This window comes from Sulfitobacter sp. HGT1 (assembly GCF_013282155.1).
Lineage (GTDB): Bacteria > Pseudomonadota > Alphaproteobacteria > Rhodobacterales > Rhodobacteraceae > Sulfitobacter.
This window is the reverse complement of sequence record NZ_BLWI01000010.1, coordinates 449,094-467,112: the sequence shown is the minus strand read 5'-3', so window position 1 is coordinate 467,112 and position 18,019 is coordinate 449,094. Positions and strand designations below refer to the sequence as shown.

Here is an 18,019-nt window from a genome sequence, read left to right as displayed (position 1 = left end):
CCGTCTCAGCCGTCAACGCCATGATTTATATACGAAATACCACGATCAGGATAGCAAAATCAGAGATTTACTTGGGGAATGCGGGCTTAGGGAAGAGGACGTAGTCCTTGATGCGTCCGATCCTTACATTTCAGTTCGTCCAAATGAAGCGAGACGGCTTAAAACGAAGGGATCAGAGCGGAAGGTGCCTTTGGTTGGGGTATCCCTCTGGGCGGCAAAGAGGGCAGTCGCACATGCTTCCAATGGGTATGTATTCCCGAGGTACATCGACTTCGCAAAGAAGCCTCTGACCAATAAGAGCACTTATGCTTCCAACACCTTGTCGAAGTGGTTGAGAACGCTCCGGATTGCTGAGAGCGACCGAAAGAGCACCCATTCATTTAGGCACAGCCTTCAGGACAGGCTGAAGGAGGTCCAGACCCCACAAGAGTTGCGCAATGTCATAGGTGGTTGGACGAATAAGGGGATAGGGGAGGGCTATGGTACAGGCTACACGGTCGTCGTGCTTGCAGAGCATATGAAGAAGATCGTGATCGCAGACGCCATAGGGGAGCCAGATCATGGATGTTGAAACAAGACCGGATATCGCCCCTGAAGTTCTACGCAAAGCTGAGTTTGCCGAGTTTGAACTTGTTCTACACTCCGACGCCGCTGAGGCGCTGGAACATTTCCTATCGGACCAGACGCAGGCTTATTTGTTTTCAAGCGGTCTACGTAAGAGGAAATTTAAAGACGACGCCTTAGTCCGCTTCAAGCGGACATTGTCTGCACTCGCTGCTGATTTGCTTGTTGCCGCTCTGAATGAAGAGGCTGAGGGCTTTCTTTTCAGGCCTAGCAAACGAGACGATTTCAAAAACACGGTAGCTGAAAGCCGCCACTACGACACCCTCAAGTCCGCTTGGGCAGACCTAGGACTTATTGAGGTGATTAACGGTTTTAGGGGCAGCAGTGAATTTGATGGTGACAGATACCATCCGGAGACCTCCTCCTTCATGTGGGCTACCAGACTTCGGGCCAAGCCTTCGCTTTTGAAGGTGATGTCGGAGCATGGAATAACGCCGACGACAATTGGTCAGCACTATAAAATTGCGCAGTCTCAGTTTGCTCCGATCATCGTGAAGGCCGAAAAGCTAAAGGGGGAGAAGAGCGGAAAAGTCCTTAATCCAGACAACACAGGCAAGCTGCAACAACTCAGGGCCGAGGTAAACGAGATCAACGAATTTCTGGCCACTTGGGAATTCAACTTTGGCCCAGCGCCCTATCTGCACCGGATTTTCAATGACGGCGATCTGTATGACTTTGACTGGAACTATGGTGGGCGATTTTATGGACCAAGATATTGTTATATCAATTGGCCTTCAGCTCTAAGGGCGGACATAACCATCAACGGAGAGCCTGTCTGTGAAATCGACATATCTGCATGCCAGCTTACGTTGGTCTATGGCCTCTTAAACGAACAATTAGATCTGCCCACAGACCCGTATCTGATCGAAGGCGTGGCTAGGGATGATGTAAAGAAGGCAATCAATCTCATCATCGGCTTAGGGAAGGTACCAAGGGACGACTGGGGCAAGTATGACAACACAAAGTTTAATCAGATCAAGCATGCGGCATTGGGCAAACACCCAATATTGATGAAGCTAGAAGACAGCCAGCTTGGCTCCACAAGGCTTCAGGCTGTTGAGTCGCACATCGTTTCCAATTCGATGCTTGCCCTTGCTAGGGAACACTCAATACCGGCATTGCCTGTGCATGATTGTTTGATCGTAAGAAAGAGCGATGCAGCAAAGGCGGCAATGGTTCTCTCAGACTCGTTTTCTAAGATTGCTGGTATCAAGCCCAGATTAAGCCACCCCATTTTTACTGATGGTTGAGGGTTGTCCCTTGGGTCTTACTAGGTTGAGACCTTGAGTCGAGGTCTGATTGAATACAGCATCAACGTTGTCCCAAGGTTGATCTTAGGACATTACGCCATAACTATGAACGCTAATTTCTGAACAGTCGGATTTCAGGCATCATCGCAAATGGCAGAAGTTCAGCGGATTATCAGTCTGCATCAGTGTGGTCGAAAAATCAGTTGCCTCCCTTGGGCCAGTCCAAAGCAACCCTTCAGGCCGATTAGGTCGACGGTTTCGGTATAAGTATATACAATAAAACACAATTCACGGTTCATGCAGGGCTGTTTAGGGGGCTAGCCTGCCATACCCCCACGAAAGCGAGGGAAGGCACTGTAGGGCCCACTACAGAGTCCCTCAGGGCGTTGAGAATTCACCATAGACCTTCCAATGTCAGCCCCATGGAAATGGCAACAATAACAACAGAAATAACCCCTAGTTTTGAAGTGGGTTTTGCTGGCCCCCCAGCCCTTCGGCTTGACAGGCTACCCTACAGAATTTTTCCATTTGGTTCAGTCAAACATCCGTAAGACGCTTGAGACAGATGAATGCGCCAACCAGCTACCTGAACAGAATTTTAGCTATAGCGAAGGTAGAACTACTGGATCAGCGACGTTGCCAACATTTTGGAAATCCTTTTCCATGCAAACCTCTACTCCGCCACCAGCCTGTCCGAAAAGAGGTACAGAGGCCCCCGCGCTGAAGTCCACTCCCGACGGCGCTTTTAACTGCCACCGAAATATCGAAGGAGCAACATTTGGCAATGCGTATCTACCGACGGCGGCAAATCCAGAGGGGACGAATTGCAGTTCAGATGGTGGAAAGCCATAGAGCCCGCCAGACACTGATATTTCCCCAGTAGATCTGTTTATGGACCGACTAGTTGGGAACGGCTCACACCGATAGAAAACAAAATCGTCAGTCGTTTGTCCTGCAAACGGCAGATGCCCATGCACGAGGGGCCTCCCCCCGCGACCGTACAGAGGACTTGGCCCCCTTGGAGTTGTAGAGGGATCAAAAGGATCGAACTCAAAGCGACTAAGAAAATCATTTTCAACAGGGCGCAAATCGCTGAAATCTGCCTCTTTAAGAGATTTACACCATTCTTCGAACGCTTCTTGATGGTAATTGAAAGAAGTGATGGATTGACTGAAAGCCGATCTACTTTGACCAAGCCAAATCATACTTGAAATCATTGATGAATTTTCTAAAAACTTGTCGTCTAATTCTAGAAGTATAATTCCACCCAAAACTATTGATAAAGTCTCCCCACGTTCACTCTGAACGATGTGGTGGCCCATAAATTGCTCCCTGCGACGGCTGTGCACGAGCATCTCATCATATACTAGTTGTGGAATGTAACGCATTGTCGATAGGACTTCCGAAATTCACTGATTTTAACTAGCGCGATCAATCGGGACGTACAAGAATAACCGATAACCTTAGAAGTTTGGATATCTTCATAGGTTCTACTAAATACTCCGCCCACCCTAGCGCCAAACCAACCCTGCCAATAGACCATGCCCATGTGTCAGGCCCCAATGGTGTCGCTTTGTACTGACAATGGAGTTGGTTTTAGCTTTTGGCAGGTGGTCTGCCTCAACTCCTTAAACCCTATTGTCAGGTAAGGAGGACATCACAATGATGATCGGTTACGCACGTACATCAACACTAGAACAAATCGCATCCCTAGAGGCTCAAAAAGACTCGCTGAAGGCAATCCCATGTGATCGGGTCTACGAGGAGCAAATCAGCTCTGTGGCCCTCAGGGGGCAGCTAAGGGCCGCTATCGACTACACCCGTGAAGGTGATACCTTAGTCGTTACAAAGTTGGATCGTTTGGCCAGATCAATCAAACACTTGGGGGAGATCCTTGAGGAACTTGAGAGCAAGGGTGTTGGCCTTCGGATATTGGCCCTTGGCCTGGATTCGACAAATGCGACGGGAAAGCTGATGCTTAACGTTTTAGGGTCTGTGGCCCAGTTTGAACGAGAGATGATGCTGGAGAGACAGCTTGAAGGCATTGCTAAGGCCAAGGCGCAGGGCAAGTACAGGGGAAGGAAGGCTACTGCAATGATACATAAGCAGGAGGCCATGGATCTGTTGGCAGAAGGGCTAAGTAAACGGGCAACTGCACAGAAACTTGGGATCTCCGAAAGGTCGGTCTATCGGATTGTTGAGATAACTTGAATGTATCAGGTGGAATTGGCGAAACGGGAAAGACGATGCAGGTGTGTAAAGAAGAGGGGTTTAGAGTGGTATCCTAAGGCTTGCTTTCCTTGATGTAGCCAGTTGCCCTCCGGTTTCTGGGTAATGCATGAGTTTTAGGGGGAGGGGGGCAATCATTTCAGGCAATGTGTCCAGCTAACTGCCCCTGTGTAAATGAAACACCCTTGAAGAACCCGTTCTACCTTTACGTAGAAGGCCGTTCACACAGACTAAATGTTTAATAGACTAAGGGGCTCACCTATTGTTCTCCATAATTTCTTGTTGCAGATTGCACGATGCGGTCACAGTTGGCATTCAGGTTCCCCATAGCATCTTTCAACGGATTTCCCAGCCACTCTACTGCAAGACCTCTCCTCGCAGCTTCATCAGAAATTACTGCATAGCGCTCGACCATGTGGCCAAAAAACAGCCTTACTCTTTCCACCCTCTTTTGGATCTTTTCAGTGGTTTTTCGAATGCGAAAAACTTCCTCGGTTTCGTTGCGCAGTTCGTGCCAGAGAGCTTCATCCTCTATGAAGGTGTCCATGCTTGTATTTTCAACGAACACAAAGTTGGATATCAAGTTTCTAATGACGAAACCGCCAAGATGGGAGGGGATAAAATCAGCCTCAAAATTGGCAGGGCCATGCGAAATGGTGAAAATGTAGCGAGCACGGCATAGATCCTCTAAAACCTTTAAGGTGATATCTGGAGCAAACCCAATTTCCAAGCAAACACTTCGAAGTTTTTCACCTGATATTGGCTCGAAATTCCTTCTTGTGGCATGATTAACCAGACCGTGAAGTAAGAACATCCTCAGTAACTGGGCGCTCGACATATCAAGTCTAGCATCGAAGGGGTTGGCGATTGGGCTGTATTCCTCAGAATACACGGCACGACTTCCAATCATTATCGCTCTCATGGCTTCATGCTCTGGAAGTTTGTAAGTTCCGTGCCTCTGATAGAACTGAACTGCTCGTCCAGTCGCGCTGTAACCGTTTCTAAGAAAATCCCTTGTAATTCGCAAAGCAAACCTAATGTCACCCGTTGAAAATAGGGAAATTGAGTTCCCGACCGTAGTTCCTATAATCGATTCAATCAGAAGATCAGCTATTACAGACGCGTCCTCAACAAAAACGTCCTTGCCATCCTCCCCCGAAAAGCTAACAGCCTTACCGGCAAGAAGTTCCTTTGCGATAACGAAGCGTTTTGCAAGCACAGTCATCACTTCAGGAGGCTCTACATTTATAGGTTCAAAGTCAAAGGCATCGAATATTGGGAGCCCCCTATTTCGAAAGTAGGTATTGTCCCGCATTGCTAATATAACGTTGCAATTTAGACGGCGAGAAATGGCTATTCCATTTGAGAAGATGTCATCTTGAATTTGCTCATCCTCAAATTGGTCTATGTTGTCCAGAACTAAGAAAATTGCCGCATCCGTGGATGCATATTTGAGTATTTTTTCTACATAGGGACGCTGCTTTTCATAGTCAGATTGCAAAAGCTCTGCAATCCTAATGTTCATTTCTCTCTCATCGGCTGCAAGAAGTGCCAATGGTCCCTTTTTTAGTGAAGCAATTTCAGACTTATACGCATTTTTGAGGCAGCGTTCGTAATCCGAAAGAAATGGGTCATCCATGATGTACTTAAATATTTCCGAAAAAATAAACTCAGAGGCATTCTCAGATCGGCCAAAATTCCTGAAATCAACTTGAATCCAATGCGGGTAAGGTTCTTTTTCTGATACTCTGAAGTAGTCTTTATTCGTTACAAGCCTAGTGTGATTGATGAAGGTGGTTTTCCCTGCACCAACTGAACCCAAAATCAGCATTGCAACAGGCTTCGATTTTTTTGCAGCCGCACGAATACTGTCGCTTACTTTAGCCCGACCGCCAGACGTCATCGCTCTAACTGGCGAGAGTTTACTAGCTGATCTTCTTTTGTGGATATGCATTCCTATTCGACGATCATATTTCGTTCTATCCGCAGTTTCCACATAACTCTTACGAAATAGATCAATGTCTGCAGTTGTGATGTCTTCAGAAAAAGCAGTTTCAATCTCATTTTCAATAACGGTGTAAATGCTATTGCGTTTTATTTTTGTAAAAGGCTGGTCAATGTATTGATTCAGTCGTCGTTCAATTAGTTGATCTTCACGTCGCCCGAGAAGTTCATTGTCAAGAGCCCCTGATATGACCGCGCCTCTTGAAAGCAAAGAATAAAATTCATCGAGATCGTTTTCGAGCACGCTTGTAAGGTTTGGAAAAATAATAGCACTAGATTTTTCAAATTTAACACCATCAGTTCTCATCGCTGGAAAAATTATCCATTGACTGCCGTTTGTAACTACCGCAAATTGAACGGCGAGTTTTCTGCAGTAATCTCTTGCCTGATGAATGGCGTCCCCTGTTTCGCCGGACACCAACTTTCTGTTTAGGTTCTCCTTTCGCTTCGTAGGCACTGTTAGCTCGGCCCGTCCAACTTTTTTTGCTTCAACTACAAATGATGAAAATCCAGTCCGTATAACATAATCTGCATATTCCGTAGTTCCGTCTTCGGATACGTGCTCCTCGACTGTTACGTCGTCGTGTGTCCAATCCAAGACCTCGAATAAAATTCGATCAATTAATTTCAATCTTGTTTCGGCTTCATTCGCTTCATATAGTTGAAGTTTCTCAAAGCGTTCAAGAATTTGTTTCGCTAATTTTTTTTCCATGTCTATTAATTTCTCCGATCCGGTGGCTTTCGATTTGCTGGCGGACACTATTAAGGCGTTCTTATTCAAATTTGGGCTTAAATGATTTGGTGTCTGGTTCCAAAATAATTTAGGCACACAAGTTACTTTGCACAGTGCATTGCAGCTTTGTTGGTGGCAAGAGGGCACATGCCGATGGACGGGTTTTAAGCATTTTTCGCCCCCAAAGAGCGTTAGAGTTTCATCTTTCGCCACTAATTGGGCTTCGGATCACAAAGTGGTGCCTGTCTTAATGGTGGCAGGTGTACTTGCATGGTGATGGTACCATCGTTTTTCATATAATTCTGATGCCGGTCGGTTTGTATTCTTTGCCAAGGCAGGGCAAGCAATTGACCTCTTCTTCGGGCTTCGGGCCAACCACAGGCTCCGTAGGTTCACACTTGCAGATTTGTCCGCTTGGTGCCGTAAGCCGCAACATCATAGTTTGTTATATAGTGGGGATTGGTGTTTTTAAGGTAACACATTTAGTTATACAAGAAATTTTTGACACTTGAAATATTGTTAAATCCCAGTAGGTTAGGTGCTTGAATATCTTCACCGCTCGCCGTGTGGGGGCACCACTCATCTTAAAATTTCGCTTAGCAAACAACGCATAGAAGCGTTTCTGCAGCCTTCGTGTTGGTGCACGGTTCGGCTTGCGCGTCCAGACGCTCTGCGACTAGGTATTTTAGGATTAAAATATATATGCTTGAAGAAAAAAGCGACTCACTCTACCGTCACGGTTAACGACACCAATCGGGAGAGACGGGATGCGTGCAATATGTCTGGGGGGCGGGCCTGCGGGGCTGTATTTTGCGATCTCGCTCAAACTGCGCCAACCGAATGCAGATGTCACCGTTCTGGAACGCAACAAGCCTGATGACACCTTTGGCTGGGGTGTGGTTCTGTCAGATGAAACGCTTGATAACCTTGAACAAAACGATCCTGTCAGTGCTGCTGAAATCCGCAGCCATTTCGCCTATTGGGATGATATTGCGCTCCATCACAAAGGGCAGGTGATCACGTCCTCCGGTCACGGGTTTTGCGGGATCGGGCGCAAAAAGCTACTGCTGATCTTGCAAGACCGCGCCCGTGCCCTTGGCGTTAACCTGCAGTTCGAAACCGAAGTGAAATCGGCATCCGCCTATATGGATGACTATGATCTGGTCGTGGCCTGCGACGGGTTGAATTCAAAAACACGGCTTGAATTTGAGGACACATTCAAGCCCGATATCGATGTGCGCCGCTGTCCCTTTGTCTGGATGGGCACGCACCAGAAATTCGACGACGCCTTTACCTTTATCTTCGAGAAGACGGACAAAGGCTGGGTCTGGGTTCATGCCTATCAATTCGATCCCGATACGGCGACTTTCATCGTGGAATGCTCGCAGAAAACCTATGATGCCTACGGCTTTGGCGAGATGACCCAGCAGGAATCGATCGCCACCTGCGAGGAAATCTTCAAGGACCATCTGGGCGGTCACAAGCTGATGACCAACGCGGGGCATATTCGCGGGTCGGCCTGGATCAAATTCCCCCGTGTGTTGTGTGAAAAATGGAGCCACGAGAATGTCGTTCTGCTGGGCGATGCTTCGGCTACGGCGCATTTTTCCATCGGGTCGGGCACGAAACTGGCCTTGGAATCCGCAATCTCGCTGGCGAAACATGTGACGGATGATGCGGATCTGGCGACCGCCTTTGAAAAATACGAGGCCGCGCGCCGTTTGGAAGTGCTGCGCCTGCAATCGGCCGCGCGCAATTCGGTCGAGTGGTTCGAGGACGTGGAACGCTATCTTGATCTTGATCCGGTGCAGTTGAACTATTCGATGCTGACCCGCAGCCAACGCATCAGCCATGAAAACCTGCGCGCCCGCGATCCGAAATGGCTGGGCGGGGCAGAGGCGTGGTTCATGAAGCAAGCGGGCGCAGGCACCAATCTGCCCGCCCGCGCGCCGATGTTCGCACCCTTCCAATTGCGCGATATGACACTGGAAAACCGCATCGTGGTATCGCCCATGGCGCAGTACAAGGCGGTCGATGGCGCGCCGACCGACTGGCATCTGATCCACTACGGCGAACGCGCAAAAGGCGGGGCGGGGCTGGTTTATACCGAAATGACCTGCGTATCGGCGGACGGGCGGATCACGCCGGGTTGTCCGGGGCTGTATGCACCATCGCACGAGGCCGCATGGAAGCGGCTGACCGATTTCGTCCATGCTGAAACAGATGCGAAAATATGTTGCCAGATCGGCCATGCGGGCCGCAAAGGGTCGACGCAGGTCGGTTGGGAAAAGATGGATGCGCCCTTGCCGTCGGGCAACTGGCCTTTGATCTCGGCCTCGGCAATCCCGTGGTCGGATGAAAACGCGGTGCCAAAGGCAATGACCCGTGCGGATATGGACGCCGTGACGGCACAGTTTGTCGCCGCAGCCGAAATGGCCGACCGCGCAGGGTTCGATATGATCGAACTGCACGCGGCGCACGGCTATCTGGTCTCGTCCTTTATCTCTCCGCTCTCGAATACGCGTGATGATGACTATGGCGGCAGCCTTGAAAACCGGATGCGCTATCCGTTGGAGGTCTTTGCCGCGATGCGTGCTGTCTGGCCCGCAGGCAAACCGATGGCGGTGCGTATTTCGGCCAATGACTGGGCGGGCGATGACGGGGTAACCCCTGAAGAAGCCGTTGAAATCGCAGCGATGTTTGACGCGGCAGGGGCGGATATCATTGATGTCTCCGCCGGACAGACCTCGACCCAAGCCAAGCCAGTCTATGGCCGCATGTTCCAAACCCCGTTCTCGGACCGGATCCGCAACGATGGCGGGATCAAGACGATGGCGGTCGGCAATATATTCGAGGCCGATCACGTGAATTCAATACTCATGGCGGGGCGGGCCGATCTGGTCTGCCTTGCGCGGGCGCATCTGGCCGATCCCTATTGGACCTTGCATCAGGGGGCCGCAATTGGCGACCGTCAGGCGGTCTGGCCAAAACCCTATGAGGCGGGACGAGATCAGGCGTGGCGCAATGCCGACCGCGCCGCAGAAATGGAAGGGCGTGTCTGATGGTTAGAGTACTTGTCACAGGGGGCGGATCGGGCATCGGGCGTGCCATCGCACGGCACTTCGCGCAGGACGGTGCAGATGTCACCATCGTGGGCCGCCGGATGGACGCGCTTGAGGAAACCGACGGGGGCCGCGGCATGACGTGCCGCATCCTGGATGTAACCGACGAGGCATCGGTTCAGGCGCTGTTCGACGCGCCCTATGATATCGTGATCGCCAATGCAGGTGCCGGTAAATCCGCCAAGCTGCGCGACATGACGCTGGCCGACTGGCAATCGACGCTGGACGTGAACCTGACCGGCACCTTCCTGACCTTCCGCGCCGCCTTGGCGGGGATGCAGGCAGGGGGACGGCTGATTGCCATCGCCTCGACCGCCGGTTTGCAGGGCGGGCCCAATATCTCGGCCTATGTGGCGGCAAAACACGGGGTGATCGGGCTGGTGCGCGCACTGGCCAAGGAAGTCGCCCGTGACGGCATCACCTGCAACGCGGTCTGCCCGGGTTTCGTGGATACCGATATGGGGCAGGCGGCGGTGAACAACGTGATGACCCGCTTTGATATCCCCCGCGAAAAGGCGGAAAAACTGGTTGTCGGCGGCAACCCGATGCGGCGCATGATCACCACCGACGAAGTTGTGGCGGCTGTGGCATTTCTTGCCTCGTCCGGCGCGTCGATGGTCAATGGCCATGCGCTGGCGGTATCGGGCGGCGAGATATGAGCAGCCCGTCGAAAGATCGGCTGCGCCTGTGGTTGCGGTTGCTGCGGCTGACCCGCCACGTGGACGGGCACCTGCGCGACAAACTGCGGGTCGATTTCAAGACCACCCTGCCGCGCTTTGACGTGATGGCCGCCCTGTCGCGCCACCCCGAAGGCCTGAAGATGAGCCAGCTTTCAGGTGTGTTGCGGGTGTCCAACGGTAATGTCACCGGTATCGCCGACCGCTTGGCCGACGAAGGGCTGGTAGAACGGGTTCCTGTCCCGGGGGACCGCCGCGCGATGACCTTGCGGCTGACACCGGCAGGCAATGTGGAATTCGCACGCCAGGCCAACGCCCACGAGGGCTGGATCAACGAGATGCTTAGCGGGATCAGCGCGGCAGATGCCCGCGCCATGGCCGCGCAATTAATTGTGGTGGCGCAAGCTGCTGAAAATAAGGAAAAAATAAATGACCCAAGCCATGCGTAGCGACGTGAAACACTTTCTCTGCGAAATCAAGGACGGCATCGCCACGGTCCGTCTGGACCGCCCCGACCGCAAGAACCCGCTGACCTTTGACAGCTATGCCGAACTGCGCGACTGGTTCCGTGATCTGGTCTATGCCGATGACGTGGATGTGGTGATTTTCGGGTCGAACGGCGGGAATTTCAGCTCGGGCGGAGATGTGCATGACATCATCGGGCCGCTGACCCGCATGAACATGAAAGACATGCTGCGCTTTACCCGCATGACCGGCGATCTGGTCAAGGCCATCGTGAACTGCGGCAAACCGGTGATCGCCGCCGTGGACGGTATCTGCGTTGGTGCCGGCGCGATCATTGCCATGGCATCCGACCTGCGCCTGGCCACACCAGAGGCGAAGACAGCGTTTTTGTTCACCCGTGTCGGGCTTGCGGGCTGTGACATGGGGGCCTGCGCGATCCTGCCGCGCATCATCGGCCAGACCCGCGCGGCAGAGTTGCTCTATACCGGGCGGTCCATGTCGGCGGAGGAGGGCGAACGCTGGGGCTTTTTCAACCGTCTCGTGGCAGGCGATGCATTGGAGGCTGACGCGCTGGCGCTGGCGCAGCAAATCCAGTCGGGTCCAAACTTTGCCCATATGATGACCAAGACGATGCTGGCACAGGAATGGTCCATGTCGATCGAACAGGCGATCGAGGCCGAGGCGCAGGCGCAGGCGATCTGCATGCAAACCGGCGATTTCGAGCGCGCCTATAACGCTTTTGTCGCCAAGCAGCGGCCCGTGTTCGAGGGGAATTGAGCGGTGGTGTTTGATGTGAGGACGGGAGCCTCCGGCGGGAGTTTATCTGGCAAAATGAACAGGGGGGCGGGGCGTCATGTCTGACCGCAGTTTTCTGGATTGGCCGTTTTTTGAGGACCGGCATCGGGCGTTGGCCGATGATTTGGATGTCTGGTCCGCGGGGGCTTTGGCCGGCGTGGATCATAGCGATACGGATGCGGCGTGTCGGTCGCTGGTGGCGATGTTGGGCGGGGGCGGTTGGTTACGCTATTCCGGTGCGCAGGGCGGTGAGGCGCTGGATGTGCGCAGCCTGTGCCTGATCCGCGAAACCCTGGCGCGGCATGACGGGTTGGCCGATTTTGCCTTTGCCATGCAGGGGCTTGGGACCGGTGCGATCAGTCTGTTCGGGACCCCTGAACAGCAGGCCGAGTGGTTGCCCAAGACGCGGTCGGGCGCGGCGATTTCTGCCTTTGCCCTGACCGAGCCGCAGTCCGGTTCCGATGTCGCGAATTCTACCATGACGGCGACGCGGGATGGGGATGACTATGTTCTGAATGGCGAGAAGACCTGGATTTCCAATGGTGGGATCGCAGATGTTTACACGCTTTTTGCGCGGACCGGCGAAGCACCGGGCGCGCGGGGGCTTTCTGCTTTTATCCTGCCCGCCGCTTTGCCGGGGTTCGAGATTGCCGAGCGCTTGCAGGTGATTGCGCCGCATCCTTTGGCGACCTTGCGTTTCACCGATTGCCGCGTGCCTGCGTCCGCCATGCTGGGCGCACCGGGGCAGGGGTTTGCCATTGCGATGTCGGTCTTGGATGTGTTCCGCTCGACGGTCGCCGCGGCCGCTTTGGGTTTTGCCCGCCGGGCGCTGGACGAGGCATTGCAGCGTGTGACAACGCGCGAGGTGCAGGGCAAGCCGCTGGCGGATTTGCAGATGGTACAGGGCCATATCGCGGATATGGCTGTGGATGTGGATGCCTCGGCCTTGCTGATTTACCGCGCCGCCTGGCTAAAGGATCAGGGCGCGCCGAGGGTCACCCGCGAGGCGGCGATGGCCAAGCTGTTTGCCACGGATCACGCGCAACTGGTGATCGACAAGGCGGTTCAGCTGTTTGGTGGTGACGGGGTCCGTCACGGGATGATGGTGGAAAGCCTGTACCGCGAAATTCGTGCGCTGCGCATCTATGAGGGTGCATCGGACGTGCAGCGGGTTGTTATCGCGCGCCAGACCATTGGCGCGATGTAGGGAGAGGTGGACATGCAGCCGTCAGGACATTTCGATAGGTTTTCACGCGACAACCTGCCGCCCAAGGACAGTTGGCCGGACCTGCTGCTTGACGGGTTCGACTATTCCGATCGCTTGAATATCGGTGTGGAACTTACTGATTCAATGGTGGAAAAAGGGTTCGGTGATCACACTGCGCTGATCGGAAATGGCCGCCGCCGGACGTATAAGGAACTGACGGACTGGACCAACAAGCTGGCGCGCGCGATGGTTGAGAACCTGGGGCTGAAACCCGGCAACCGCGTGTTGATCCGGTCGGCGAACAACCCTGCGATGGTGGCCTGTTGGCTGGCGGCGACCAAAGCGGGGGCGGTGGTGGTAAACACCATGCCCATGCTGCGCGCCGGAGAGTTAACGGCGATTGTCGACAAGGCCCAGATCAGCCACGCGATTTGTGATACGCGGTTGATGGATGAAATGACGGCCTGCGCCAAGGGGTCTCAATACTTGGAATCGGTTGTGGGGTTTGACGGCACCAGCAACCATGACGCCGAACTGGACCGGCTGGCGCTTGAGAAACCCGTTCAGTTTCAGGCGGTTGATACGGCTGTCGATGATGTGGCGCTGCTTGGGTTTACCTCGGGTACGACGGGCAGCCCCAAGGCGACGATGCATTTTCACCGCGATTTGTTGATCATCGCTGACGGCTATGCCCGCGAGGTTTTGCAGGTCACACCGAGCGATGTGTTCGTAGGATCGCCGCCGCTGGCGTTTACCTTTGGCCTGGGGGGGCTGGCGATCTTTCCTTTGCGCTTCGGTGCGGCAGCGACCTTGCTGGAAAACGCGTCACCGCCGAATATGATCGAGATCATCGAGAAATATAAGGCGACTGTGTGTTTCACGGCCCCCACCGCCTATCGCGCGATGTTGGCGGCGATGGACCGTGGTGCCGATCTGTCAAGCCTTCGGGCGGCCGTCAGTGCGGGCGAAACCTTGCCCGCGCCTGTTTACCACGATTGGCAGGAAAAAACCGGCAAGCCGATGCTGGACGGGATCGGCGCGACCGAGATGCTGCATATCTTTATCTCGAACCGGTTTGACGATCACCGCGCGGCCTGCACCGGCAAGCCCGTCGCCGGATACGAGGCCAAGGTAATTGGCGAAGATGGTGCGGAGCTGCCGCGCGGAGAGGTCGGGCGGCTTGCCGTGCGGGGGCCGACAGGGTGCCGCTATCTGGCCGATGACCGGCAGGCGGTTTACGTCCAGAACGGGTGGAACATCACCGGTGACAGTTTCAGCATGGACGCCGATGGATACCTGCATTTTGCCGCGCGCAACGATGATATGATCATCTCGTCCGGGTATAATATTGCGGGTCCCGAGGTCGAGGCGGCATTGCTGTCGCATCCTTTTGTAGCGGAATGTGCCGTGGTCGCGAAGCCGGACGAGCAGCGCGGCTCCATCGTGCAGGCGCATGTCGTTTTGACCAAAGGCGCACCAAAAGATACAAGCACAATCAAGCTGTTGCAGGATCATGTTAAAGCGACCATTGCGCCGTTTAAATATCCACGGGACATCCGTTTTATTGATGTTCTGCCGAAAACCGCGACAGGGAAAATACAGCGTTTCGCGCTGAGGGAAAAAGAATGAGCAGTTTTGAAGAGGCCTCAAAAGGGGCAAAAATGGATTTTGCCAAGGACATGTCCTATGGCGATTATCTGGGGCTGGATGCGATTTTATCCTCGCAGCATCCGCTAAGTGATGCCCATGACGAGATGTTGTTTATCGTGCAGCACCAGACGTCCGAGCTGTGGATGCGGCTGGCCATTCATGAATTGCAGGCGGCCCGCAGGGTGATGCTGTCGGATGATCTGGCGTCGGCCTTCAAGATGCTGTCGCGCGTGGCGCGGATATTTGAACAGCTTAACAGCGCGTGGGATGTGTTGCGCACGATGACCCCCAGCGAATACACCGCGTTCCGGCCGTCTTTGGGCAATTCCAGCGGGTTCCAGTCGCACCAATACCGGCTGGTCGAATATCTGCTGGGCAACCGCAACGGCGCGTTGATGCAGGTGCATAAACATAAACCCGATGCGCTCAAGGCGTTGCAAGACGAACTGGCGCAACCCAGTCTGTATCAGGTCGCAATTGCGCATCTTTGCAAGGGGTTAGACCATGCGCCCCTTGCCGGCGATCCCGGCACCACAAACTGGGAGGCCCGCCCGGCGGTTCAGGATCTGTGGCAGCAAGTCTATGAAAACCCGTCGAAACATTGGGCGCTTTACGAATTGGCTGAGAAACTCGTTGATCTTGAAGATTACTTTCGCCGCTGGCGTTTTAACCATGTCACGACCGTAGAGCGGATCATCGGTTTCAAACGCGGGACGGGGGGCACCAATGGCGTCGCCTATCTGCGCAAGATGCTCGAAGTCGAACTTTTCCCTGAATTATGGCACGTAAGAGGAGCGCTTTAAGTGGCTGATATACTGAATAAAGAGGCGTTTTTCCTGCCCGAGGGCGTGATCTATCTGGATGGCAATTCGCTGGGGCCGCTGCCGCGCGCCGTGCCTGCACGGGTGCAGGCGATGATGGCGGATGAATGGGGCGAAATGCTGATCCGCGGCTGGAACAAGGCCAACTGGATGGAGCAGCCTTCCCGCGTCGGCAATATGGTCGCGCGTATCATCGGCGCGCCGGACGGGTCCGTCGTCATGGGCGACACGCTGTCGATCAAGGTGTTTCAGGCGTTGTCATCGGGGCTGAAGCTGCGCAAGGACCGCCGCGTGATCCTGAGCGACACGGGCAACTTTCCGTCTGATCTGTACATGGCCGAGGGGCTGGTGAAGCTGCTGGAGCAGGGCTATGAGCTGCGCACCGTGGCCCCGGAAGAGGTGGCGGATGCGATCAGCGAAGACATCGCCGTGGTGATGTTGACCGAGGTGGATTACCGCACGGGGCGCAAACACGACATGAAGGCGATGACCAATCTGGCGCATGCAAAGGGCGCTGTGATGGTCTGGGATCTGGCCCATTCGGCTGGGGCTTTGCCGGTGGATATGGCTGGATCGAATGCTGAATTTGCCGTGGGCTGTACCTATAAATACCTCAATGGCGGCCCCGGCGCGCCCGGTTTCATCTATGTCCGGCCCGATCTGGCGGATAGCGTTGAACCTGCGTTGGCAGGGTGGCTGGGACACCGTCAACCCTTTGAATTTGATCTTAATTACGCCCCCGGTAACGGGATCGAGCGGATGCGCGTGGGCACGCCCCCTGTGATCCAGCTGACCGCCCTCGAGGTCGCGATGGAGCTTTGGGCGAATGTGGACATGAACGATCTGCGCACCGCGTCGATCGCGCTGCAAGAGCAGTTCATCGCCGAGATCGAACGTGATGTGCCTGCGCTGACGCTGGCCAGCCCCCGTGATCCGGCGATCCGGGGCAGTCAGGTGTCTTGGCGCTTTGAGCAAGGCTATGCCGCGATGCAGGCCGTCATTGACCGTGGTGTGATCGGCGATTTCCGCGCGCCTGATATCATGCGCTTTGGCTTTACCCCGCTTTATATCGACAGCGCCGACGTGACGGCGGCGGTCAAGATCATCGCCGATGTCATGAACAACAATCTGTGGGACGACGATAAATATAAAGTAAAGTCGCGGGTTACTTAAGCCCGCACTGCTTGACGGCCAGCCCGCAAACGTCACTGTGAAACGACCAAACGAGCCCGTCTAAAGAGGCTCAACACTTCAACGGAGAGAGTTATGAAACTGAAATCACTGATTGCAGCGGCCTCGATTGCCGCATTAAGCGCCGGGATGGCCTATGCCGAAGCCCATGGCGGCAAGGTAAAGGTCGGGATGATCACGACCCTGTCAGGCGGCGGTGCGGGCCTTGGGCTCGACGTGCGCGACGGCTTTGTGCTGGCGGCCAAGGGCAATGAAAACCTGGAGCTTGTGATCGAAGACGACCAGCGCAAGCCGGATATCGCGGTGCAACTGGCCGACAAGCTGATCCAGTCCGAAAAGGTCGATGTGATGACCGGTATCATCTGGTCCAACCTTGCGATGGCCGTGGTGCCAGCGGTCACCGCACAGGGCAAATTCTATCTGTCACCAAACGCGGGTCCGTCGGCGCTGGCCGGCAAGGGCTGTAGCCCCTTCTACTTTAACGTGGCGTGGCAGAATGATGCGTTTTACGAGGCAAGCGGGTCATGGGCCAGCGAGAATGGCATCGAAAAAGTATTCCTGATGGCACCCAACTATCCTGCGGGGACCGATGGCATGACCGGGTTCAAACGCACCTTCACAGGTGAGGTCGTTGACGAGGTTTATACCAAATTGGGCCAGACAGACTATGCCGCAGAGATTGCACAAATACGCGCATCAGATGCCGATACGGTCTATTTCTTCCTGCCTGGGGGCATGGGAATTTCATTTATGAAACAATATGCCGGATCCGGTGTGGATAAGAAAGTAATGGGCCCTGCGTTCAGTTTTGATCAGGGAATTCTGGGCGCGATCGGTGATGCGGCCTTGGGTGTCAAGAACACATCGCACTGGTCCAAGGACATCGACAACGAGGCGAACAAGAAATTCGTTGCCGATTTCCAGGCAGAGTATGGTCGTTTGCCGTCGCTTTATGCGGCACAGGGCTATGACACGGCGTTGTTGTTGCAAAGCGCGATGGGCAAAGCCGATGTGAAAGACGCCGCCGCCTTTCAGGCCGCATTGGAAGAGGCCGATTTCGCATCGGTACGTGGTGCGTTTGCCTTTGCCCCAAACCACCATCCGATCCAGGATATCTACATGCGCGAAGTCGTCAAAGAGGGTGACATCGTGACCAACAAGATCATCGGGGTCGCGGCCAGCAACCATCAAGATGTCTATGGTGCAGACTGCAAAATGTAATCCAACGTGCTGCGCCGCTCTGTCGGCGCA

General features: G+C 54.1%; 14 protein-coding genes. 12 read left to right on the top strand and 2 right to left on the bottom strand.

Translation table 11 applies throughout. The annotated features are described in order from the left end of the window. The coding region (locus HGT1_RS12225; RefSeq protein WP_176250211.1) for a tyrosine-type recombinase/integrase at positions 1–571 on the top strand (571 nt) is incomplete at its 5' end. Beyond that, positions 561–1,874, top strand: coding sequence for a hypothetical protein (locus HGT1_RS12220; RefSeq protein ID WP_176250210.1), 1,314 nt, complete (start codon positions 561–563; stop codon positions 1,872–1,874). The genes HGT1_RS12225 and HGT1_RS12220, both read left to right, overlap by 11 nt. 602 nt (positions 1,875–2,476) lie before the next feature. Here HGT1_RS12220 and HGT1_RS12215 read toward each other — a convergent pair. Beyond that, a complete protein-coding gene (locus HGT1_RS12215; protein ID WP_176250209.1) occupies positions 2,477–3,196 on the bottom strand; it encodes a hypothetical protein in 720 nt (239 codons plus the stop codon). A gap of 340 nt (positions 3,197–3,536) precedes the next feature. Between HGT1_RS12215 and HGT1_RS12210 the strand changes: the two genes are divergently transcribed. Further along, complete coding sequence (locus tag HGT1_RS12210; RefSeq protein WP_176250208.1) at positions 3,537–4,085, top strand: recombinase family protein; 549 nt, start codon at positions 3,537–3,539, stop codon at positions 4,083–4,085. Between the two features lie 277 nt (positions 4,086–4,362). On the opposite strand, the gene HGT1_RS12205 is transcribed toward HGT1_RS12210, so the two are convergent. Further along, positions 4,363–7,053, bottom strand: coding sequence for a type I restriction endonuclease (locus tag HGT1_RS12205; protein WP_176250207.1), 2,691 nt, complete (start codon positions 7,051–7,053; stop codon positions 4,363–4,365). 554 nt (positions 7,054–7,607) lie between these two features. On the opposite strand from HGT1_RS12205, the gene HGT1_RS12200 reads away from it, so the two are divergent. From HGT1_RS12200 to HGT1_RS12160, 9 genes are all read left to right on the top strand, one after another. Then, a complete protein-coding gene (locus tag HGT1_RS12200) occupies positions 7,608–9,902 on the top strand; it encodes a bifunctional salicylyl-CoA 5-hydroxylase/oxidoreductase (protein ID WP_176250206.1) in 2,295 nt (764 codons plus the stop codon). Beyond that, complete coding sequence (locus tag HGT1_RS12195) at positions 9,902–10,621, top strand: SDR family NAD(P)-dependent oxidoreductase (protein WP_176250205.1); 720 nt, start codon at positions 9,902–9,904, stop codon at positions 10,619–10,621. The genes HGT1_RS12200 and HGT1_RS12195 overlap by 1 nt, the downstream gene beginning before the upstream one ends. Then, positions 10,618–11,088: a MarR family winged helix-turn-helix transcriptional regulator gene (locus tag HGT1_RS12190; protein ID WP_176250204.1), complete on the top strand. Its 471-nt coding sequence runs from the start codon at positions 10,618–10,620 to the stop codon at positions 11,086–11,088. Before HGT1_RS12195 ends, HGT1_RS12190 begins: the two co-directional genes overlap by 4 nt. Then, positions 11,081–11,881 carry an enoyl-CoA hydratase family protein gene (locus HGT1_RS12185; protein WP_176250237.1) on the top strand — a complete coding sequence of 267 codons (801 nt, stop codon included), beginning with the start codon at positions 11,081–11,083 and terminating at the stop codon, positions 11,879–11,881. The genes HGT1_RS12190 and HGT1_RS12185 overlap by 8 nt, the downstream gene beginning before the upstream one ends. Before the next feature lie 76 nt (positions 11,882–11,957). Next, complete coding sequence (locus tag HGT1_RS12180) at positions 11,958–13,106, top strand: acyl-CoA dehydrogenase family protein (protein ID WP_176250203.1); 1,149 nt, start codon at positions 11,958–11,960, stop codon at positions 13,104–13,106. Positions 13,107–13,118: 12 nt separating this feature from the next. Beyond that, positions 13,119–14,735, top strand: a complete 1,617-nt coding sequence (locus HGT1_RS12175; protein ID WP_176250202.1) for an AMP-binding protein — start codon at positions 13,119–13,121, stop codon at positions 14,733–14,735. After that, positions 14,732–15,559 carry a tryptophan 2,3-dioxygenase gene (locus tag HGT1_RS12170; protein ID WP_176250201.1) on the top strand — a complete coding sequence of 276 codons (828 nt, stop codon included), beginning with the start codon at positions 14,732–14,734 and terminating at the stop codon, positions 15,557–15,559. Before HGT1_RS12175 ends, HGT1_RS12170 begins: the two co-directional genes overlap by 4 nt. Then, on the top strand, positions 15,560–16,750 hold the full coding sequence (gene kynU, locus HGT1_RS12165) for a kynureninase (protein ID WP_176250199.1): 1,191 nt from the start codon (positions 15,560–15,562) through the stop codon (positions 16,748–16,750). A 93-nt stretch (positions 16,751–16,843) separates the two neighbouring features. Beyond that, a complete protein-coding gene (locus HGT1_RS12160; RefSeq protein WP_176250198.1) occupies positions 16,844–17,989 on the top strand; it encodes an ABC transporter substrate-binding protein in 1,146 nt (381 codons plus the stop codon). The last annotated feature ends 30 nt before the right edge of the window (positions 17,990–18,019 follow it).